The organism is Thioclava electrotropha (assembly GCF_002085925.2).
Taxonomy (GTDB): domain Bacteria; phylum Pseudomonadota; class Alphaproteobacteria; order Rhodobacterales; family Rhodobacteraceae; genus Thioclava; species Thioclava electrotropha.
In genome coordinates this window covers 2259268-2279219 of the sequence record NZ_CP053562.1, presented here as the reverse complement: position 1 = coordinate 2279219, position 19952 = coordinate 2259268, and the positions used below count along the sequence as shown (strand labels likewise).

At 65.4% G+C, this 19952-nt stretch carries 17 protein-coding genes; 11 read left to right on the top strand and 6 right to left on the bottom strand.

Annotation, left to right across the window (positions count from 1 at the left end):
* Position 1 precedes the first annotated feature (1 nt).
* From dxr to AKL02_RS10750, 10 genes are all read left to right on the top strand, one after another.
* On the top strand, positions 2-1180 hold the full coding sequence (gene dxr, locus AKL02_RS10795; protein ID WP_232621598.1) for a 1-deoxy-D-xylulose-5-phosphate reductoisomerase: 1179 nt from the start codon (positions 2-4) through the stop codon (positions 1178-1180).
* 3 nt (positions 1181-1183) lie between these two features.
* The gene (gene rseP / locus AKL02_RS10790; RefSeq protein WP_232621597.1) at positions 1184-2524 is read left to right on the top strand and encodes an RIP metalloprotease RseP; all 1341 of its coding nucleotides are present in this window, start codon (positions 1184-1186) and stop codon (positions 2522-2524) included.
* Positions 2525-2635: 111 nt separating this feature from the next.
* Complete coding sequence (locus AKL02_RS10785; RefSeq protein ID WP_165756949.1) at positions 2636-2809, top strand: hypothetical protein; 174 nt, start codon at positions 2636-2638, stop codon at positions 2807-2809.
* Positions 2810-3098: 289 nt separating this feature from the next.
* Positions 3099-5351: an outer membrane protein assembly factor BamA gene (bamA, locus tag AKL02_RS10780; protein WP_108722342.1), complete on the top strand. Its 2253-nt coding sequence runs from the start codon at positions 3099-3101 to the stop codon at positions 5349-5351.
* Positions 5352-5360: 9 nt separating this feature from the next.
* On the top strand, positions 5361-6248 hold the full coding sequence (locus tag AKL02_RS10775) for an OmpH/Skp family outer membrane protein (protein WP_083076997.1): 888 nt from the start codon (positions 5361-5363) through the stop codon (positions 6246-6248).
* Positions 6249-6370: 122 nt separating this feature from the next.
* Positions 6371-6832 carry a 3-hydroxyacyl-ACP dehydratase FabZ gene (gene fabZ / locus AKL02_RS10770; RefSeq protein WP_078520753.1) on the top strand — a complete coding sequence of 154 codons (462 nt, stop codon included), beginning with the start codon at positions 6371-6373 and terminating at the stop codon, positions 6830-6832.
* Positions 6833-6836: 4 nt separating this feature from the next.
* Positions 6837-7634, top strand: a complete 798-nt coding sequence (gene lpxA / locus AKL02_RS10765) for an acyl-ACP--UDP-N-acetylglucosamine O-acyltransferase (protein ID WP_083076995.1) — start codon at positions 6837-6839, stop codon at positions 7632-7634.
* Positions 7631-8446 (top strand): LpxI family protein, encoded by an 816-nt coding sequence (locus tag AKL02_RS10760; protein ID WP_083076992.1) that lies wholly within the window; start codon positions 7631-7633, stop codon positions 8444-8446. Before lpxA ends, AKL02_RS10760 begins: the two co-directional genes overlap by 4 nt.
* Positions 8443-9594, top strand: a complete 1152-nt coding sequence (lpxB, locus tag AKL02_RS10755; RefSeq protein ID WP_083076989.1) for a lipid-A-disaccharide synthase — start codon at positions 8443-8445, stop codon at positions 9592-9594. The genes AKL02_RS10760 and lpxB overlap by 4 nt, the downstream gene beginning before the upstream one ends.
* Complete coding sequence (locus AKL02_RS10750; protein ID WP_083076985.1) at positions 9594-9857, top strand: hypothetical protein; 264 nt, start codon at positions 9594-9596, stop codon at positions 9855-9857. The genes lpxB and AKL02_RS10750 overlap by 1 nt, the downstream gene beginning before the upstream one ends.
* Positions 9858-9878: 21 nt before the next feature.
* Here AKL02_RS10750 and AKL02_RS10745 read toward each other — a convergent pair whose 3' ends face one another.
* From AKL02_RS10745 to AKL02_RS10730, 4 genes are all read right to left on the bottom strand, one after another.
* Entirely contained in the window at positions 9879-11249 is a 1371-nt protein-coding gene (locus AKL02_RS10745) for an aspartate aminotransferase family protein (RefSeq protein ID WP_083076982.1), read from the bottom strand.
* A 44-nt stretch (positions 11250-11293) separates the two neighbouring features.
* A complete protein-coding gene (locus AKL02_RS10740; protein WP_083076979.1) occupies positions 11294-12769 on the bottom strand; it encodes an NAD-dependent succinate-semialdehyde dehydrogenase in 1476 nt (491 codons plus the stop codon).
* Between the two features lie 102 nt (positions 12770-12871).
* Positions 12872-13357 carry an Lrp/AsnC family transcriptional regulator gene (locus AKL02_RS10735; RefSeq protein ID WP_152844310.1) on the bottom strand — a complete coding sequence of 162 codons (486 nt, stop codon included), beginning with the start codon at positions 13355-13357 and terminating at the stop codon, positions 12872-12874.
* A 66-nt stretch (positions 13358-13423) separates the two neighbouring features.
* The gene (locus tag AKL02_RS10730) at positions 13424-14899 is read right to left on the bottom strand and encodes an MFS transporter (RefSeq protein ID WP_078605458.1); all 1476 of its coding nucleotides are present in this window, start codon (positions 14897-14899) and stop codon (positions 13424-13426) included.
* A gap of 508 nt (positions 14900-15407) precedes the next feature.
* On the opposite strand from AKL02_RS10730, the gene AKL02_RS10725 reads away from it, so the two are divergent.
* Positions 15408-17234, top strand: a complete 1827-nt coding sequence (locus AKL02_RS10725) for a PHA/PHB synthase family protein (RefSeq protein ID WP_083077545.1) — start codon at positions 15408-15410, stop codon at positions 17232-17234.
* Here AKL02_RS10725 and AKL02_RS10720 read toward each other — a convergent pair.
* Together AKL02_RS10720 and AKL02_RS10715 are read right to left on the bottom strand one after the other, a co-directional pair.
* Entirely contained in the window at positions 17231-18805 is a 1575-nt protein-coding gene (locus AKL02_RS10720) for a cisplatin damage response ATP-dependent DNA ligase (RefSeq protein WP_083076975.1), read from the bottom strand. The two genes, AKL02_RS10725 and AKL02_RS10720, sit on opposite strands and share 4 nt — an antisense overlap.
* A complete protein-coding gene (locus AKL02_RS10715) occupies positions 18802-19803 on the bottom strand; it encodes a ligase-associated DNA damage response exonuclease (protein WP_083076971.1) in 1002 nt (333 codons plus the stop codon). Before AKL02_RS10715 ends, AKL02_RS10720 begins: the two co-directional genes overlap by 4 nt.
* Positions 19804-19952: the final 149 nt, after the last annotated feature.

The following is a 19952-nucleotide window of genomic DNA, read 5'->3' as shown; positions in this document are numbered from 1 at the left end:
GATGCGGAAGGTTTCGGTCTTCGGGGCGACCGGCTCGATCGGCGAAAGCTGCTTTGATCTGCTGATGGCGCAGGGCGGGGCGGAGGCCTATGACGTGGTCGCGCTGAGCGCAGGCCGCAATGTCGCGCGACTGGCCGAGCAGGCCGTGGCGCTGAAGGCCGATCTGGCCGTGACGGCCTTCGACGAGTGTCTGCCCGCGCTACGCGATGCGCTGGCCGGGACCGGGATCGAGGTGGCCGCCGGGCCGCAGGCGCTGATCGAGGCGGCCTATCGTCCGGCCGATTGGGTCCTGTCGGGGATCGTCGGCGCGGCGGGGCTCGCGCCCGGCTTTGCGGCGCTCTCGCAAGGTGCGACGCTGGCGCTGGCCAACAAGGAATCGCTGGTGACCGCGGGGCCCTTGCTGATGGCCGAGGCGCGTGCGCATGGCGCGACGATCCTGCCAGTCGACAGCGAGCATTCGGCTATCTTCCAAGGGCTCGTCGGCGAGGATATCGCCGCGGTCGAGCGGGTGATCATCACCGCCTCTGGCGGCGCGTTTCGTGACTGGCCGATGGAAAAGCTCGCCCATGCCACGGTGGCCGAAGCCTCGGCACACCCGAACTGGGACATGGGCCAGCGGATCACGATCGACTCCGCTTCGATGTTTAACAAAGCTCTGGAAGTCATTGAGGCGAAAGAGTTCTTCGGTTTTGCGCCGGAGCAGATCGAAGTGCTCGTCCATCCCCAGAGCATCGTTCATTCGCTGGTCGGGTTCCACGATGGCGGGCTGATGGCGCATATGGGCGTGCCCGACATGCGCCACGCGATCGGCTATGCGCTCAACTGGCCCGCGCGCAAGCCGCTGCCGGTCGAGAAGCTCGATTTGGCGAAGATCGGACAGCTCGATTTCCGCACCCCGGATCTGGAGCGGTTCCCCGCCCTGCGGCTGGCGCGCGAGGTGATGGAAACCGGCGGTCTGGCGGGCACCGTCTTCAACGCCGCCAAGGAAGTCGCGCTCGATCTTTTCATCGCGGGCCGGATCGGATTTCTCGACATGGCCACGCTGGTCGAGAGGGTTCTGGGCGAGATGTCGCGGGACCAGGGTCTTGGAATCGCCGCAAAAGACCTCGATATGGTTCTGAGCTGCGACGCCGAAGCGCGGGCGCGCGCGATGGCGATTTGTGAACACGGAAGGATCTGAGTTTTGGACCTGCTGCCCCAATTCGGCAATCTGCTCTATACGGTTGTGGCCTTCGTCGTCGCGCTCTCGATCATCGTCGCGGTGCATGAATACGGCCATTACATCATCGGGCGGATTTCCGGGATCAAGGCGGAGGTCTTCTCGCTCGGCTTCGGGCCGAAGCTGATAAGCCGCGTCGACAAGCATGGCACGCGCTGGCAGATCGCCGCCGTGCCGCTTGGCGGCTACGTCAAGTTTCTGGGCGATGCGAATGCGGCCTCGGCCGGGGTCGACTCCGAGGAAATGGCCCATCTGAGCCCCGAGGAACGCCGCCACACGATGCATGGCGCGCCGCTTTGGGCGCGCGCGGCGACCGTGGCGGCCGGGCCGGTCTTCAACTTCATCCTGTCGATCTGCGTGATCGCGGGGCTGAGCCTCTGGACGGGGCAGGCCACCGAGACGCCCGCGATCCAGACCGTCGTCGCGCTGCCCGGCGGGTCGGGCGATCTGCAGCAGGGCGACGTGATCGACGCGGTGGCGGGCAAGCCTACGCCGGATTATCAGGCGCTCTCCGATGTGGTCGACCAGTTGCCCGCAGGGCCGACGCTCGATTACACCGTGACCCGCGACGGAAGCAAAACCGACGCGACGGGGCCGCAGCTCTTCCCGGCGCGGTTTGCGGGCGTTCAGCCGGGCTCTGCTGCGTATGATGCCGGTCTGCGCGCGGGCGATGTGATCACCGCGATTGATGGCAAACCGGTCTATCGCTTCGTCGATCTGCAGGACGCGGTGAAGGCAGGCGAGGGCAAGGCGGTCTCGCTCGATATCTGGCGGCCCGAGGGCGATGGCGGCGAGACGTTCTCCGTGACGCTGGCGCCGCGCCGCACCGATCTGCCGGTGGGTGACGGGCAGTTCGAGACGCGTTTCCTTATCGGGGCGACAGGCTCATTCATGTTCGAGCCGGTGACGCAATCGGTGGGCCCGGTCGATGCAATCGTCGGCGGCGCGCGGCAGACCTGGGGTATCATCACGCAATCGGTCTCGGGCATTCAGGCGATGATCGCGCAGCGGATCTCGAGCTGTAACCTGACCGGCGCGCTGCGCATTGCCGAGACCTCGGCGGCGGCGGCGAAATCGGGCGTGCTCGATTTCATCTGGTTTATCGCGGTTCTGTCGACGGCGGTGGGCTTCCTGAACCTCTTCCCGATCCCGGTGCTCGATGGCGGGCATCTGATGTTCCACCTTTACGAGGCGATCACGGGCAAGCCGCCCTCCGATCAGCTGATGAACGTCTTCATGTCGATCGGGCTGGCGCTGGTACTGACGCTGATGGTCTTCGGGCTCTGGAACGATCTGACCTGCTGAGCGGGCCCGTGACGGCGGTGACGGCCCAGATTTCGCCACAATTGCCTCGCAATGCGGTCATGAAGACAGGGTAGGGAACTCTTAGCGCAAATCGCGCGAAGGAGACCACTCATGTCCGAGATTATCGCGCATCACTATCGCGAACTTCGCCCGTTGGTGGAAATCGTCGGGGACCGGCTGCTGTTCATCGCAGCGGTTCTGGTCGCGCTGTTCGGCGCGGCGCTGATCGGTGTTCAATTGATCGACATTCTCGGCGGCGACGCGTCCAGCTTCCAGCGCATCTGAGCCGGTCCGAAAAGGGCACGAAACGCCCGCAAAACCCGTTCTTCGTCGATCCCGGGGCCGCCTTCGCGGCCCTTTCTTTCGTGGCAAGATGATCGCGCTCCACAAAATCTCGGGTCTGAGCCCCCATCCCAGCTTTGACATCGCTTACGCCCTTCGGTACGACCCTTATCAAAGGGAAAAAGTGAACTTCCGGCGGGAGAGGGCGATGTCTATGAGCGTGCAAACTATGCTGAGACTCTGTGCGACGCGAAAGGCACTGCGGGCCAGCGTAGTATTTCCAGCAGTTGCAATGAGTTGCCTTGCGGTTCCCGTGATCGCTCAGGCGCAGCAATATAGTTTTTCCCAGGTGGTGATCACCGGTAACGAGCGCGTCGACGCGGCGACGATTCTGTCCTTCGCCAGAATCGCCCGCAATCAGGCCGTCACCGCCGCCGATCTCAACGCCGCGTACCAGCGCCTGACGAATTCCGGCCTGTTCGAGAACGTTGCAATCACGCCGCAGGGCAACACGCTCAAGATCGCCGTGACTGAGTACCCGACGATCAGCGTGATCAATTTCGAAGGCAACAAGATCATCAAGGACGAGCAGCTCGCCACGATCATTCAGGCGAAGCCGAACCGCGTCTATAACCCGGCCCAGATCGAAGCCGACGCCCAGCGTCTGGCGCGCGCCTATTCCGAGGACGGCCGCATGGCCGCCCGTGTGGTGCCGAAGGTCATTCGCCGCGACAATAACCGCGTCGACGTCGCCTTCGAGATCAAGGAAGGCAAGGTCACCTCGATCGAGCGCGTGACCTTCACCGGCAACCGCTCCTATTCGGACCGTCGCCTGCGTCAGGTGCTCGAAACGAAGCAGGCGGGGATCTTCCGTACCTTCGTGAAGAACGACACGTTCAACGCCAACCGGATCCCGGTCGACCGTCAGAAGCTGATCGATTTCTACCAGGCGCGTGGCTACAAGAACGTGCAGGTCACCGGTGTGTCCTCGCAGATGTCGCGCCAGCGCGATGCGTTCTTCATGACCTTCAACATCATCGAAGGGCAGAAATACCATTTCAACTCGATCAACACGAGTTCCGAGATCGACGGCGTCGCGCCTGACGACTTCGCGCCGCTCACCAAGATCCGTCAGGGGCAGACCTTCTCGCCGAAAGCGATCGAGCTGGCCGTGACCCGGATGGAGCAGCTTGCGATCAAGAAGGGCATCCAATTCGCCCGCGTCGAGCCGCGCATCACCCAAGACCCGCGCACGCAGTCGGTCAATGTCGATTTCGTGCTGGTCCGTGGCCCGCGCGTCTTCGTTCAGCGCATCGACATCGAGGGCAACACCGCGACGCTCGACCGGGTGGTCCGGCGCGAGTTCCGGACGGTTGAAGGCGACCCCTACAACCCGCGCGAGATTTCGAACGCCGCCGACCGCATCCGCGGCACCGGCTACTTCAAATCGGTCGACGTGAACACGAAACCGGGCTCGAGCTCCGATCAGGTCGTCGTCGACGTGAACGTCGAAGAGCAGCCCACCGGGTCGCTCGGCTTCGGCGCCTCCTATTCGAATTCGGACGGGATCGGTTTCAACGCTTCGCTGGAAGAGAAAAACTTCCTCGGTCGCGGGCAGTATCTCGGTGTGTCGATCGGCACGACCAAGGACAATAACAGCTCCAGCTTCCGGTTTATCGAGCCGGCGTTCCTCGGACGTGACGTGGCGCTGAAGTTCTCGGCCGCCTATGCGACCTCGAGCTCGGCGTCGAACACCGCTTACGACACGCGCCGCATCAGCGTCGAGCCGGCACTGGAATTCCCGGTCTCCGAGCGCGGCCGTCTGCAGGTGAGCTACAAGATCGGCGAAGACACGCTGAACAACGTGCCGAGCGACTCCTCGGACATCCTGCTGAACGAAGAAGCCGACAAGGGCACGCAGCGTTACAGCGGCCCGGGTCTGCGCTACAGCTATGATACCGCGCGCGAACAGATCGACCCGCGCTTCACCTGGCGGTTCAACGTCGATCAGCAGTTCTGGGGCGTCGGCGGTGACGTGAAAGGCGGCCAGACCACTGCGAAGATCGTCGGCGAGCGCAAGATCTTCAACGAGGAAGCGACGTTGCGCGCCTCGCTCGAAGGGGGCGCGGTCGATGCCACGGATGGTTCGACGATCTTGCAACGCTTCTCGGGCAGCCAGATCCGCGGCTTCGAGAGCTACGGCATCGGTCCGCGTGACCTCAATGCGGGCAATACCGACGCGCTCGGCGGCAATTACTACTGGGTCGGCAAGGTCGAAGCGGAATTCCCGATCGGTCTGCCCGAGGAATACGGCATCACCGGCGGCGTGTTCTGGGACGTGGGCTCGGTCTGGGGTCTGGACGACACGACCGGGACCGGCGGCAACGAGGTCGACGACTCGATGCATGTCCGCTCTGCGGTCGGCGTCTCGATCTTCTGGAAATCCGCGATCGGTCCGCTGCGTCTGAACTTCTCGCGGGCGATCAAGAAAGAAAGCTACGACAAGACCCAGAACTTCGATCTGTCGCTTTCCACGCAGTTCTAAGGGCGCGCGATGCGTCTGAGCAGCGTCACCGTTTCCTTCATTGCAGCCGCGCTGGCCTTCGGGCCCGGCGCGGCTGTCGCGCAATCGGCGGTGGAGACACCCCACACGCAGGCGCCCGCAGCCGGGCCGCGCGTCCAGCAGAGCGCGGTCCTCACCCTCGATTGGGAGCGGCTTTACGACAACTCGCTGTGGGGCAAGCGGGTGCAATCCGAGATCGAGACCGCGTCGAGCGCGCTGCGCAAGGAAAACGACCGGATCGCCAGTCAACTCGAGGCGGAAGAGCGCAAGCTCACCGAAGAGCGGCTGACGATGCCCTCGGATCAGTTCCAGCAAGCCGCCGATGCCTTCGACACGCGGGCGACCGATATTCGCAAGGCCCAGAAGGCCAAGGCCGATGCGATCCAGCGCCAGTTGAATCAGGAACACCAGACCTTCGTGCAGACCGTGGTGCCGCTGCTCGACGAGGTGCTGAAGGCGCGTGGCGCAGTCGTCGTGCTCGATTCCCGCGCGATCATCCGCGGGCTCGCGCAGGCGGACGTGACAGCCGAACTGGGCGCGCGCGTCGACAAGGAGATCGGTGACGGGGCCGGGCGCGTGACGCCCTTGGTTCCGCCGACGTCGAACGGGGGCTCGGCGGATGCGGCTCAAGGTGCGCCCGCGACGCAGGACCAGCCTGGTTCGGACCAGCCCGCATCGGGCCAATCGTCAAGCGGCGCAGGCGCGGATCAAAGCGGCGAGGCGGGTGTATTTGTCGACAGCAGCCCCAACTCCGCAGGCAAATCGGGCGGCAATTCCACGCTCGACGGCGCGACCCGAGATGCGCCGGGGTTGCCGCTTGGTCTGCCGGTCGAAGATAACAATCAGGTTGCGCCGACCGACACCACGACGGCGCAATAGCAGGCGCGCGCTGCTTGCCAAGCGGGGCCGCGATTGCTAGCAACAATCCAAAAGCGACGATCGCGTGATGCGGCAAACTGATACCGCCGCAGGCGCATTGCGCCCAAGAACGAGGACAGCTCATGACCGAACCCGCCCCCTATACCGAAGCCGATCTGTCGCTCATCAAGCGCATCATTCCGCATCGTTATCCGTTCCTGCTGATCGACAAGGTGCGCGACATCGTCCCGAACAAGGGCGCGGTCGGCATCAAAAACGTCACCGCGAACGAGCCGCATTTCCAGGGCCACTTCCCGGAAGAGCCGATCATGCCCGGCGTCACCATCGTCGAGGCGATGGCGCAAACCTCTGCCGTGGTGGTGGGGATTTCGCTCGACGTGATCGACAAGCCGCTGCTGACCTATTTCATGGGCATCGACAAGTGCAAGTTCCGCCGCAAAGTGGTGCCGGGCGACGTGCTCGAACTGCATGTCACCGTGAAGCGCGGCGGCGGCAAGATCTGGAAATTCGAAGGCCGTGGCACGGTGAATGGTGAACTGGCCGCCGAAGCCGAGTTCACCGCGATGATGGACCTTCAGGGCTGAATGCATGAGCATTGACCCAAGTGCGCAGATTCACGCGTCCTCGGTGATCGAAGCCGGCGCGGTGATCGGTCCGGACTGCCGGATCGGCCCGTTCTGCGTGGTCGGCCCCGAGGTCGTGCTGGGCCGGGGCGTGTCGCTGCAAAGCCATGTCGTGCTGCAGGGCGTGACCGAGATCGGCGACGAGACGGAGGTCTATCCCTTCGCCTCGCTCGGCCAGATCCCGCAGGACCTGAAATTCAACGGCGAGAAGACGCGGCTGAAGATAGGCAAGCGCAACCGCATCCGTGAATATGTGACGATGAATACCGGCACCGAAGGTGGTGGCGGGCTGACCGAGATCGGCGATGACGGTCTGTTCATGTCGTCCTGCCACGTCGCGCATGACTGCAAGCTGGGCGACCGGGTCATTCTGGTGAATTCGGTCGCGGTCGCGGGGCATTGCGTGCTCGGCGATGATGTCATCGTCGGCGGCCTGTCGGGCGTGCACCAATTCGTCCGCATCGGGCGCGGCGCGATCATCGGCGCGCTGTCGATGGTGACGGCGGATGTGATCCCGCATGCACTGGTGGCAGGACCGCGCGCGGGGCTCGAGGGGCTCAACCTCGTGGGGCTGAAACGCCGTGGCACGCCGCGTGAGGAAATCTCGGCGCTGCGCAAGACCGTCGAGGCGCTCGGTCAGGGCAGCTTCCGCGAAAGCGCGCGAACCCTCTCGGAAGAGGGCGTCGAGGGCGAATTGGCGCGCGAAGTGCTCGACTTCATCCTCGGCCCGTCCGACCGCAGCTTCCTGACGCCCGGCAAATGAGCGGGGGCACGCATACCGCGCTGATCGCCGGGGCTGGCCGTCTGCCTGCGATCCTGACCGAGGCCGCGCCGGAGCTTCTCGTCTGCGAGATGATCGGCGCGCCTTGCGATCTGGACGGCGAGCATCTGCGCTTCCGGATCGAGCGTCTGGTGCCGTTTCTCGACGAACTGGCCGATCGCGGGATCGAGCGGGTGGTGTTCGCAGGCGCGATGCAGCGTCCGGCGATCGATCCCGAGCAGTTCGATCCCCGCTCGGCGCAGCTGGTGCCGCGGCTCGCGATGGCGATGCAGGCGGGCGACGATGCGACGCTGCGCGCGGTGATCGAGGTGTTCGAGGAATTCGATCTGCAGGTCGTCGGCGCGCACGAGATCGTGCCCACGCTGCTGCCCGAGGCGGGTGTGCTATGCGGCAAACCGTCCGCGGTGGACGAAGAAGACGCCGAACGCGGGGCCGAAATCGTGGCCGCGCTTGGGGCGTCGGATATCGGTCAGGGCGCAGTCGTCGGACGCGGGCTTTGCCTTGCGGTCGAGACCTTGCCGGGCACCGATGCGATGCTGGAATTCGTACAGCACCACAAAGGCTTGCGCGGCGATCTTAAAGCGGTGAAGGGCGTCTTCTACAAGGCGCCGAAACCCGATCAGGACCGTCGTGTCGATCTGCCCGCGATTGGTGTCGACACAGTCAAGAACGCCGCGGCCGCTGGCCTTTCGGGGATAGCCTTCGAGGCGGGCGGCGTGATGCTTCTCGATCGCGACGCGGTTATCGAGGCCGCCGAGGCCGCGGGCCTCTTTCTCTGGGCGCGAGCGTCATGAGGCTCTACGTCATCGCGGGCGAAGCATCGGGCGACAAGCTCGGCGGCGCCCTGATGGCGGGGATCAACGGGCTTGCGCCGGGCGTGGACTGGTCCGGCATCGGCGGCGAGGAGATGGGCGCGCAGGGCCTGACCAGCCTTTTCCCGATGGAAGAACTGTCGGTCATGGGGCTGATGGAGGTCCTGCCGAAATACCGCCATCTGAAGCGCCGCATTGCCGAGACGGCAGATCATGTGATCGAAAGCGGTGCCGAGGCGCTGGTCACCATAGACAGCCCCGATTTCTGCCTCCGCGTTGCGCGGCTGGTGAAGGAAAAGCGCCCTGATCTCAAGGTGATCCACTATGTGGCGCCCTCGGTCTGGGCGTGGCGTCCGGGGCGCGCGGCGAAGATGGGGCAGGTGGTCGATCATGTGCTGGCGCTGCTGCCGTTCGAGCCGCCTTACATGGAAGCCGCCGGGATGAGCTGCGATTTCGTGGGCCATCCCGTCGTGGCCGAACCGCGCGCGACCGGGGCAGATGCGGCGGCCTTCCGCGAGACTCATATGATCGGCGAGGAACAACCGCTCGCGCTGTGTCTGCCGGGCTCGCGGCGCGGCGAGGTCAAGCGGCTTGGGGCACGCTTCGACGAGGCGCTGATGCAGCTGCGCGACCGCGAGCCGGGGCTGCGCGTCGTGCTGCCCACCGTGCGGGGCGTCGCGCCGATGGTGCGCGAGATGACGGCGCGCTGGCCGGTCGCCCCGATCGTGGTCGAGAATGCCGATGACAAGCGCGCGGCCTTTGCCGCCGCCGATATCGCGCTGGCGGCCTCGGGCACCGTCAGTCTGGAACTGGCTGCGAACCGGGTGCCGATGGTGATCGCCTATGACGCGAATTTCCTGACCTGGCATGTGATCTCGCGGATGCTGAAGATCGACACGGTGACGGTGGTCAATCTGGTCTCCGAGACGCGGGTGATCCCGGAATTCCTCGGCCCCGACTGTAAGCCGCGTGACATTTCGGCGAAGATGCTGGAATTGCTGGAAGAAGACGCGGCCCGCGAGGAGCAGATGGCCGCGATGGAAGAGGTGATGCGCCGTTTGGGCGAGGGTGGCGAGCCGCCCGGTCTGCGCGCGGCGCGTTCGGTGCTGGAGTTTCTCGGGAGGGCGTGATGCGCGTCTTTTTGACTGTTTTTCTAACAATCTGGTCCGGGGCTGCCGTGGCCGAGACCGATCCGGCGCAGCTTTTCGCGCAGTCCTGCGGGCGTTGTCATCGCGATGCAGAGCGGATGGTCGCAAAGATCGACTGGACTGCGGATAATCAGACGCCCGAGGCGCGGCGCGACTGGTTCGACGGTTTCATGGTGCGTCACCATTCGCCCGATCCAGACAGCCGCGCAGCGATTGCCGAATGGCTGGCAGGGATCGCCTCGTAAGACGACCCCTGCCGAGGGGTCTTAGCCCAGAACCGATTTCACGGCGTCGGCGGTGACTTCGACGATCTTGTCGGCCTCCCCCTCGGTGAGGCACAGCGGCGGGGCAAGGCCGAGGATGTCGCCCTGCGGCATCGCGCGCCCGATCACGCCACGCTCGACCATCGCGCCCGCGATCTTCGCGCCGATCTTGTCGGAGGCGTCGAAGAAGCCGCGGTTGTCGCGATCGGCCATGAATTCCACTGCGCAGAGCATCCCTTCGCCGCGGATATCGCCGACATTCGCGTGCTCGCCGATGGCGGCGCGCATCTGGTCATTGAGGTATTTGCCGACCGAGCCCGCATTCTCGACGAGACCGAGCTTGTCGATCAGTTCGAGGTTCGCAACGCCGGCCGCCGCCCCGATCGGGTGCGCCGAATAGGTCCAGCCGTGGCCGATCGGGCCGTTCTCGTCGGTGCCTTGCTCCAGCACTTTCCACATCTTGTCGGAAACGATGGTGCCCGAGAGCGGCGCATAGGCCGAGGTCAGGCCCTTCGCGATGGTGATCAGGTCGGGCTTCATGCCGTAGTGATCCGAGCCGAACACCGAGCCCAGACGACCGAAGCCGGTCACGACCTCATCGGCGATCAGCAGGATGTCGTATTTGTTCAGAACCTTCTGGATCGCTTCCCAATAGCCCGCGGGCGGGGGCACGATGCCGCCCGTGCCCAGAACCGGCTCGCCGATGAAGGCGGCGATGGTGTCGGGGCCTTCGCGCTCGATCAGCTGCTCGAGCTCGGACGCGCAATAGGCGGTGAAGGCCTCTTCCGACATCGCCTCATCGGGGCGGCGGAAGTAATAGGGCGCCTCGGTGTGGATCACCTGGCTCAGCGGCAGGTCGAACTTCTTGTGGAACAGTTCCAGACCCGTCAGCGAGCCGGTCATCAGGCCCGAGCCGTGATAGCCGCGCCAGCGCGAGATGATCTTCTTCTTCTCGGGCCGGTTCAGGATGTTGTTGTAATACCAGACCAGCTTGATGTTGGTCTCATTCGCATCCGAGCCGGAGAGGCCGAAATAGACCTTCGACATGTGATCGGGCGCACGGTCGAGGACCATATGCGCCAGCGTGATCGAGGCCTCGGTGCCGTGGCCGACATAAGCGTGGTAATAGGCCAGCTCCTTCGCCTGCTCGGCGATGGCCTCGGAGATCTCGGTGCGCCCGTAGCCCACGTTCACGCAGTAGAGGCCTGCGAAGGCGTCGAGCAGCTTGTTGCCGTCGCGATCCTCGATGAACACGCCCTTGCCGCCGGTGACGATGCGATTGGGGGACTCGCCGCGCGCGTGCTGGGCGAGATGGGTCGAGGGGTGGAAGAAGCTTTCGCGATCCCACTTGTCGAGTTGGTCATTGGTCAGCAATTTTCTCCTTCTTCTTGTCTTGGGCGTCCGGGCGGGCGGGGCGATCAGCCCCAGTCGCGACAGACGTATTTGATTTCCATGAACTCTTCCATTCCGCGACGCGAGCCTTCGCGGCCGAGGCCGGATTGCTTCATGCCGCCGAACGGGATCGGCGCGCCGGTGACCTTGGTGCGGTTGACCGCGACCATGCCGAATTGCAGCGCGCGGGTGGCGCGGTAGATGCGTTTCGGGTTCTGGCTGTGGACGTAAGCCACCAGCCCGTATTCGGTCGCGTTGGCTTTGGCGAAGACCTCTTCTTCCGTGTCGAAGACGGTGATCGGAGCGACCGGGCCGAAGGTCTCCTCCTGCATGATCTTTGCGTTATCAGGCACATCGGTCAGCACGGTCGGCGCGAAGAACAGCGGGCCGCGATCGAGCCGCTTGCCGCCGCAGGCGAGTTTCGCGCCCTTGGCCAGTGCGTCGGCCACGTGCTCTTCCTGCTTGGCCACCGCCTTTTCGTTCATCAGCGGGCCGATATCGGGATCTTCCATGCCGATGCCCACGGTGAGTGCCTGCGTGGCCTCGGTGAAGCGGCGGCAGAACTCGTCATAGACGGGACGCTCGACGTAGATCCGGTTCGCGCCGAGGCAGTCCTGCCCGGAGGTTGCGAATTTCGCCTTGATGACTTCCTCGACGGCCTGATCCAGATCGGCGCCCTTGAAGACGATCACCGGGGCGTGGCCGCCCAGTTCGAGGACAAGCCGTTTCACGGTCTGAGCCGATTGGCGATAAAGCAGACGGCCCACCTCGGTGGAGCCGGTGAAGGAGAGCGCGCGCACGCGGGTGTCGTCGCACCACGGCTCGACGATTTCCGGGGCGTGGCCGGTCAACACGTTGAACACGCCTGCTGGAAGGCCCGCGCGTTCGGCCAGTTCCGCCAGCGCCAGCGCCGAATAGGGCGTCTCGTGCGAGGGGTGCGCGACCACGGTGCAGCCGGCCGCGATGGCGGCGGCGGCCTTGCGGGTGAGCATCGCGGCGGGGAAGTTCCATGGCGTGACGAGGCCCACGACGCCCACGGGTTCGAGCCACAATTCCACCTCGGCGTCATGCAGATGCGAGGTGACGCCCTCGATATTCGGGCGCTTGGCCTCTTCGGCGTAATATTCGATGAAGCTCGCCGCATAGTCGATTTCGCCCAGGGCTTCGCTGAGCGGTTTGCCCTGTTCGAGCACCATAATCCGCGCCAGATCGTCCTTCGCCTCGATGATCAGGTCGAACCAGCGGCGCAGGATGGCGGAGCGTTCCTGCGGCAGCGTCATCGACCAGTCGAGAAAGGCGGCTTGGGCGGCATCGACCGCCGCGCGCGACTGGCTGCGGTTGAGCGCGGTGATATCGCCCAGACGTTCGGCATTGGCGGGGTTGGTGACGGGGATGACCTCGCCCGTCTCGCCCGCGACCCAGCGGCCGTTCACATAGGCAAAGCTGCGCAGCAGGCGCTTGTCGGCAATATCGGGGCGGGCGGAAATGGCGGTATCGAGCATGAGAGACCTCCTTGGTTGAGATCACTCTGCGCCCGATTTCACAGGGTAATAGTCCGAATGGACTGCGCGGGCCCCGGATTTGGGCTGAAATAGCGCCGTCCGTCAGTCCATTTGGTCTGCGAAGAGGTCGAAGGGCGGCATGGCGGCGTTCTTCACCTCTTTCGTGACGATATAGGTGAAGTAGCGCGCGATGCCGATCCGCGCGTCCAGCATCGAGTCGATCAGCCGCTGATAGGCGTCGATGTCACGGGTGACGATCTGCATCAGATAGTCGAACCCGCCGCCCAAAGCCCAGCAGCCCACGACTTCGGGGTGCTGATCGAGCGAGCGCTCGAATGTCTGGAAACTGGCGGCGGTGTGGTCGGCCAGTTCGGCGGCTACGAACAGCGTCACATGCGGCCCGAGCTTCTTGAGGTTGAACGTCGCGCGATAGCCCGCGATCAGCCCCGCTTTTTCCAGCTTTTTCAGGCGGTCCCAGGCAGGGGTGGGCGAGAGGTTGATCTTCTCGGCCAGCGCCGCCTTGGTGATGCGGCCCTCGCGCGCCAGCACGCGCAGAATTTCGATATCGCGGGGGTCGAGCTTGATCATGGCGCCACGCTACACCGGGTTAACGCCCTGCGCATCCCCGATTTTTCGGGTCCGGTACAGCTCTGCTCATTCGGCTGGTTCACGTTGCTTGGATTGCGGCGCGCGGAAGCGCTCCTTGGCCGAACCGTAGGGCTCCACCGTTCGGCGTTTGCGGCGCAACCCGTCGGCATCACCCCGGCGCAGGCGGAGGAAATAGAGCGCCGAGAGCGGCCCCGTCGCGCCCGCAATCGCAAAGCCCCAGAGGAAGGCGTGGATCGGGATCATCTCGGCCCCGGTGGTGGTCGCCGCCGAGCCTGCGGTCAGTTCCAGCACCACGCCCGCCAGCGCGATCCCGAGCGCGAGCGAGACCTGACGGCTCATCGCGGTGAAGGCGGTGGCGGGGCTCATCTCGCGCGTGTCGAGATCGGCAAACCCGATGGAGTTGATCGCGGTGAAGACGACCGATTGCGCGGCGCCCCCGATCAGCAGAAGCGGGATCAGCTGCCAGTCATGAATGCTGGTCACGGTAAGGAAGCCGAAGATCGTGGCCCCCCGGATCACCGCCGCCCAGATCATCACCCATTTGAAGCCGAACCGGTCGAGGATGCGCGGTACGAAGGTCCGCAGGCTGACCGCGCCCACCGCGTTCAGACCCGTCAACGCGCCCGAGACCATCACGGACGCGCCGAGGCCGAGCTGGAAGAACAGCGGCAGCAGCAGCGAGATCGCCCCGTTCGACAGCCGGAAGATCAGCCCGCCGGTGATCGAGACATCGAAGGTGCGGTGCCGGAACAGCCGCAGATCGAGAAGCGGCTCCTCCGTATTGCGCGCCCGCAGCCAGTAGAGGACAAGCAGCGCCACACCCGCGACGCTGAGGCCCGCGGCGGCCTGCCACGGCAGGATATGCTCGCCCAGCGCGGAAAACCCGGTCATCACCGCCGCCAGCCCCACGGCAGACAGCAGGAAGCCCGGGAAGTCGAACGGTTTCGGCTCGGGCGGGCCGTCGGCGGGCATGTGGCGCAGCGTCAGCCAGATCGCCAGCGCGCCGAGCGGCAAGTTCATCAGGAAGATCGAGCGCCAGCCGAGGAAGGTCGTCACTGTCGCGCCCACGAAGGGGCCCAGCGCCGGGCCGATCAGCGCGGGCAGGGTGACATAGACCATCGCGCGGGTCATCTCCTCCTTGGAGGTGTGGCGCAGCACGATCAGCCGGCCCACGGGGCTCATCATCGCCGCCCCGATGCCCTGCAGCGCGCGGGCCAGCACCAGCCCGGTCAGGCTCGTCTGGATGGCACAGAGAAGCGAGGCCACAAGAAACACGCCCATCGCCGCGAGAAAGGTGCGCCGCGCCCCGATCCGGTCCGCGATCCAGCCCGAGATCGGTACGAAAGCTGCGAGCGCGATCAGATAGGTCGCCATCGCCATCTTGAGCGACAGCACCGGCACCGAAAGGTCCCGCGCGATCACCGGGATCGCGGTTGCCAGCACGGTCGCGTCGATCAGCTCCATCAGGAGCGACAGCGCCACCGTCAGCGGAATGATATTGTCTCGAAGCCTGCTCAACATGACCGGGCATAGCTAGCACGCGGGCGACCGGTGTCACCCCGCGGCCGCGCGCAGGCTTGCGTGCTCTATCGCGCAGGTGAGGCGGGCAAAGAAAAGCCCCGCCCGAGAGGGGCGGGGAGTTGGGAGTGAAGGGGCCTGCTTCCGGGCAAGAGAGACAGGAGAACCCGGAAGCAGGTCGGTCGGAAACCCGGGCAGGGAGGGTGGAGAGAGAAAACCCGGTCTTTCCGTATGTCGTCGGGCATCGGCAGTGGACAGCGGTCCTCGAGGGTGGCGTGTCCCGGTTTGCCATCTCGCCTTTGCCCTTGCGTCTCGAGATGTGCAGGGTGAACCGATGCAGCAATGCCTCAGTTCCGATATTTCAAGCGCCTCCCGCCCATGTGAGATCGGCTCTTATTTGCGTGAAGAGTCGCGAGGGCGCGTTCTCTTGCGTCAGGTCAAACCGCTGTCATCGTTTTTGCGGTAAGTTCTGCGCGGAATCGCAACGCTAGGAGGCTGCGGGATGAAGGATATGGCCGGGGACAAAACGCCGCCGCGCAAGGGCACGGGCAAGGGTGCCGGGAAGGCTGCGGGCAAATCCGCACAGGTCGACACGCCTCAGGCCGAGGAGCACAGCGCGGCGCTGGCCTCGTTCGAACGGCTCGACCGGTTGTCCCACGCGCTGATGGGCCGGGCCGAGGGCGGGCTGTCTCCGATTTCGCTCGGGCTCGCGTTTTCCGATTGGGCGACCCATCTTGCGCTCAGCCCCGGCAAGCAGGCCGAGTTGGGCTGGAAGGCGGGTCGCAAATGGATGCACCTGATGCGCGAGATGGCGCCGCACCGGAGCGACGACGAGGGCGCGCAGCCGCTCGAGCCGCTGCCGCAGGATCGCCGCTTCTCTGCGCCCGATTGGCAGAAGTTCCCCTATTCCCTCTATGCGCAGAGTTTCCTCCATGCCCAGCAATGGTGGCACAACGCCACGACGGATGTGCGCGGGGTCGAGGCACGCCACGAGCAGATGATGCAGTTCTACGCGCGGCAATGGCTCGACATGGCGTCGCCCACGAATTTCATCGCGACCAATCCGCTGGTCCTTGCCCAGACGCTGAAAGAGGGCGGCGTGAACCTCATGCGCGGGGCGCGCTACTGGGGCGAGGATGCGGTCAAGGTGATGACCGGCGATACCAAGCCGGAGCCCACGTTGATCCCGGGAACCGATGTCGCGCTGACGCCGGGCAAGGTGGTGCTGCGCAACGATCTGATCGAGCTGCTGCAATACGAGCCCAGCACGCCGAAGGTCCATTCGGTGCCGCTGCTGATCGTGCCGGCATGGATCATGAAATATTACATCCTCGATCTGGAGGAGACGAATTCGCTGATCCGCTGGCTCGGGGGGCAGGGTTTCACCGTCTTCGCGATCTCGTGGAAGAACCCCGACGAGGGCGACCGCGATCTGGGCTTCGACGATTACCGCGAAGAGGGCGTGATGGCGGCGCTCGATGCGGTCTGCGAGATCACCGGGGCGGAGAAGGTTCACGGGCTGGGCTATTGCCTCGGCGGCACGCTTCTGTCGGTCGCTGCGGCGGCGATGGCGCGCGACGGGGACGAACGGCTGGCCTCGCTGACGATGCTGGCGGCACAGGTCGATTTCACCGAGGCCGGGGAGTTGAGCCTGTTTACCAATGAAGACCAGCTCAGCCTGATCGAAGACATGATGTGGGAGGAGGGCTATCTCGACAAGACCGCGATGGCGGGCACTTTCACCATGCTCAAATCGAAGGACCTGATCTGGTCGCAGGCGGTCCACACCTATCTGATGGGCGAGCGCGAGACGGATGGTGCGCTGGCCTCGTGGAGCCACGACGCGACGCGGATGCCCTACAAGATGCATTCGCAATATCTGCGCCGGCTGTTTCTCGACAACGATCTTGCCGAGGGGCGGATGGACACGCGCGGCACGCCGGTCTTCCTGCAGGATATCGAGACGCCGGTTTTCGCCGTCGCGACCCAGACCGATCACATCGCGCCCTGGCATTCGGTCTTCAAGCTGACATGGTCGCTGCCGGGCGCCGTCACCTTCGCGCTGGTCTCGGGCGGGCACAATACCGGGATCGTGCGCCCGCCGGGCGCGCCGCGCGCGAGCTACCGCTTGATGGAGCACCGCCCCGGTATGCTGCACCCTTCCGCGTCGGACTGGGCTGCGGAATGTGAGCCCCGCGAAGGGTCGTGGTGGGAGCCGTGGGCGAAATGGCTGCGCAAGACCGGCGACGGGCAGGAGATCGCGCCGCCGCCCATGGGCAAGGGGCGCAAATACCGCCCGCTCTGCGATGCGCCGGGATCTTATGTGCTGACCCGCTAGGGCTGCTCGACCTCGGGGAGAATTGCGTGCAGCGTCTCGATCCGGTCGGCCTCGCCTGCGGGCTTGTCCCAGCGGATGCGCGAGATGCGCGGGAAGCGCATCGCGACGCCGGATTTGTGCCGGGTGGAGCGGTTGAGCCCCTCGAAGGCGACCTCCACCACCAAATCGGGCGACAGGGACCGGACCGGGCCGAAGCGCTCCACCGTGTGATTGCGCACGAAGCGGTCGAGCTTGCGCAGCTCCTCGTCGGTGAAGCCGGAATAGGCTTTGCCCACGGGCACGAGCCGCTCGCCGTCCCAGACGCCGAAGGTGAAATCGGAATAGAAACCCGAGCGTTTGCCATGCCCGCGTTGCGCATACAGGATCACCGCATCGATGATGCGCGGGTCGCGTTTCCACTTGAACCACGGCCCCTTGGGGCGGCCTGCCATATAGGGCGTGTCGCGGCGTTTGAGCATCACGCCTTCGATCACCACTTCGGGCGGTTCTTCGCGAAGGGCGGCGAGGTCGTCCCACGTCTCGAAAGGCAGCAGCTCCGAGACGTCGAAGCGGTCGGAGTTCAGTTCGGCCACGAAGGCCTCCAGCCGCGTGCGGCGGGTGTCGAAGGGCAGGGGACGCAGGTCCTCCTCGCCCTCGATGAGGATGTCGTAGAGGCGCAGCGCCGCCGGATGCGAGGCCAGCATCGCCTTGCCCGGAGACTTCCGCCCGAGCCGCTTTTGCAGATCGCCGAAGGGCGCGACCTGATCGCCGCGCCGCACGATCAACTCGCCATCGAGCGCGCCCTCGAACCCCATATGCGCAACCACATCGGGAAAGGCGCCGGAGATATCCTCGCCGGTGCGCGAATAGAGCCGCCGCTCGCCGCCCTCCGCCACGGCCTGCACCCGGATGCCGTCCCATTTCCATTCCGCGGCGAAATTGCCCGGCGGCAGGCCGGTCAGCGCGTCGAGATCGGTCGGCGTCGACAACATCACCGGCCGGAACGGCGCGAGGCCCGCGCGCTCGGGCTTCTCGCCACCCTCGATCCAGTCGAAAAGCGGCTGATAGGGCGGCGAGAGCCCGTGCCAGATTTCCTCGATCTCCTCCAGCTCCGGCGCGCCCACGGAAGCCAGAGCCACCCGCGCGAGCCGCGCCGAGACCCCGACGCGCAGCCCGCCGGTCGCGAGTTTCAGCAGCGCATAGCGTTCCGAGGGCTCAAGCCGGTCCAGCCAACCCGCGATCAACGGCCCGACGCGGGTTTTCGGCGTGTCCTGCAAGGTCTCGACGATTTCCACCAGATCGACGTCCTGGGCCGTATTCTCCTGCGGCCAGATCAGCGCGATCGTCTCGGCCAGATCGCCCACGTAGTCATAGGACAGCGCGAACAGCTCGGGATCGACCCGTTCGCCCACCATCGCGCGCAGGACCGCAGGCTGCGCGCGGCCCAGCTCCAGCTCTCCGGTCAGGGCCGCCAGCGCATAGCCGCGTTCGGGGTCGGGCGCATGGCGCAGGTAATCGGCCAGCACGTCGAGCTTGGCATTGCGCCCCGGCGTGAAGGCGAGCCGTTCGAGAAGGACCGCGAAGGCTTTCATTCCGGCTCCTCCTCGTAGCCCACGAGGTGCAGTGGACGGGCGACGCGGCCCTCCAGTTCGGCCCAGCGCATCAGCGCCTCCTCGCGGCCATGGGTGATCCACAGCTCGGACGGATCGACCTCGCGCACCGTGCGCGTCAGGTCCACCCAGTCGATATGGTCCGAGATCACCAGCGGCAGTTCGACGCCGCGCTGGCGGGCGCGCGCCCGGATCTGCATCCAGCCCGAGGCGAAAGAGATCACCGGATCGGCGAAGCGCTGCACCCAAGGCGAGGAAAAGGCCGAGGGCGGCGCGATCACCAGCGCCTCGCGCAACGCCCGCGCCTCTGCCTTGTCCATCGTGGCGGGGCGCAGATCGCCCAAGGGGATGCCCTGCTCGATATGATAGTCGCAAAGCCGCTGCAGCGCGCCGTGGATGTAGATCGGCGCGTCATAGCCCGCCTCGCGCGCGAGCATGATCACCCGCTGCGCCTTGCCCAGCGCATAGGCGCCCACCAGATGCGGCCGCTCCGGCGCGGCCCGCATCGAAGCCATGAGCTTGGCCATCTCGTCAGCCGGGTCGGGATGCTTGAAGACCGGCAGCGCGAAGGTCGCCTCGGTGATGAACGTATCGCAGGGCACCGGCTCGAAGGGCGCGCAGGAGGGATTTGCCACGCGGGCGTAATCGCCCGACGCCACGATCCGCTGGCCGCGATGTGTGATCGCGATCTGCGCGGAGCCGAGAACATGGCCAGCCGGGTGAAAGCTGACATCCACGCCGCCTACGGAGAGCGGTCCCTCATAGGCCTGCCGCTGCCCCGCGAAATCCTCGCCATAGCGGATCGCCATGATCTCCAGCGTCTGGCGCGTGGCCAGCACATGCCCGTGGCCTGCGCGCGCGTGATCGGCATGGCCGTGCGTGATCAGCGCGCGCGCCACGGGGCGACTCGGGTCGATGTAGAAGTTGCCGCTAGGGCAGTAGAGCCCCTCGGGGCGCGGGATCAGAAGCGGCTCGGCCATCGGTCCTTCTCTTACGCTAACGCTTGAAATGCATACGCGGGCGCGCGTTCTCGGCCCAAATTTTCGGCATTTGCCCTGAGCCAAGCTTTTCGCGCTGCGATTGTTCCAAATCAAACGCTCTGCGCCGCACCCATGCTACGCTCGCGCCA

Excerpts from the sequence above, each read along its gene's own strand:
- dxr (WP_232621598.1), top strand. The coding sequence starts at position 2 with ATGCGGAAGGTTTCGGTCTTCGGGGCGACCGGCTCGATCGGCGAAAGC.
- AKL02_RS10785 (WP_165756949.1), top strand. The coding sequence starts at position 2,636 with ATGTCCGAGATTATCGCGCATCACTATCGCGAACTTCGCCCGTTGGTG.
- bamA (WP_108722342.1), top strand. The coding sequence starts at position 3,099 with ATGAGTTGCCTTGCGGTTCCCGTGATCGCTCAGGCGCAGCAATATAGT.
- AKL02_RS10775 (WP_083076997.1), top strand. The coding sequence starts at position 5,361 with ATGCGTCTGAGCAGCGTCACCGTTTCCTTCATTGCAGCCGCGCTGGCC.
- fabZ (WP_078520753.1), top strand. The coding sequence starts at position 6,371 with ATGACCGAACCCGCCCCCTATACCGAAGCCGATCTGTCGCTCATCAAG.
- lpxA (WP_083076995.1), top strand. The coding sequence starts at position 6,837 with ATGAGCATTGACCCAAGTGCGCAGATTCACGCGTCCTCGGTGATCGAA.
- AKL02_RS10760 (WP_083076992.1), top strand. The coding sequence starts at position 7,631 with ATGAGCGGGGGCACGCATACCGCGCTGATCGCCGGGGCTGGCCGTCTG.
- lpxB (WP_083076989.1), top strand. The coding sequence starts at position 8,443 with ATGAGGCTCTACGTCATCGCGGGCGAAGCATCGGGCGACAAGCTCGGC.
- AKL02_RS10750 (WP_083076985.1), top strand. The coding sequence starts at position 9,594 with ATGCGCGTCTTTTTGACTGTTTTTCTAACAATCTGGTCCGGGGCTGCC.
- AKL02_RS10740 (WP_083076979.1), bottom strand. The coding sequence starts at position 12,769 with ATGCTCGATACCGCCATTTCCGCCCGCCCCGATATTGCCGACAAGCGC.
- AKL02_RS10735 (WP_152844310.1), bottom strand. The coding sequence starts at position 13,357 with ATGATCAAGCTCGACCCCCGCGATATCGAAATTCTGCGCGTGCTGGCG.
- AKL02_RS10730 (WP_078605458.1), bottom strand. The coding sequence starts at position 14,899 with ATGTTGAGCAGGCTTCGAGACAATATCATTCCGCTGACGGTGGCGCTG.
- AKL02_RS10725 (WP_083077545.1), top strand. The coding sequence starts at position 15,408 with ATGGCCGGGGACAAAACGCCGCCGCGCAAGGGCACGGGCAAGGGTGCC.
- AKL02_RS10720 (WP_083076975.1), bottom strand. The coding sequence starts at position 18,805 with ATGAAAGCCTTCGCGGTCCTTCTCGAACGGCTCGCCTTCACGCCGGGG.
- AKL02_RS10715 (WP_083076971.1), bottom strand. The coding sequence starts at position 19,803 with ATGGCCGAGCCGCTTCTGATCCCGCGCCCCGAGGGGCTCTACTGCCCT.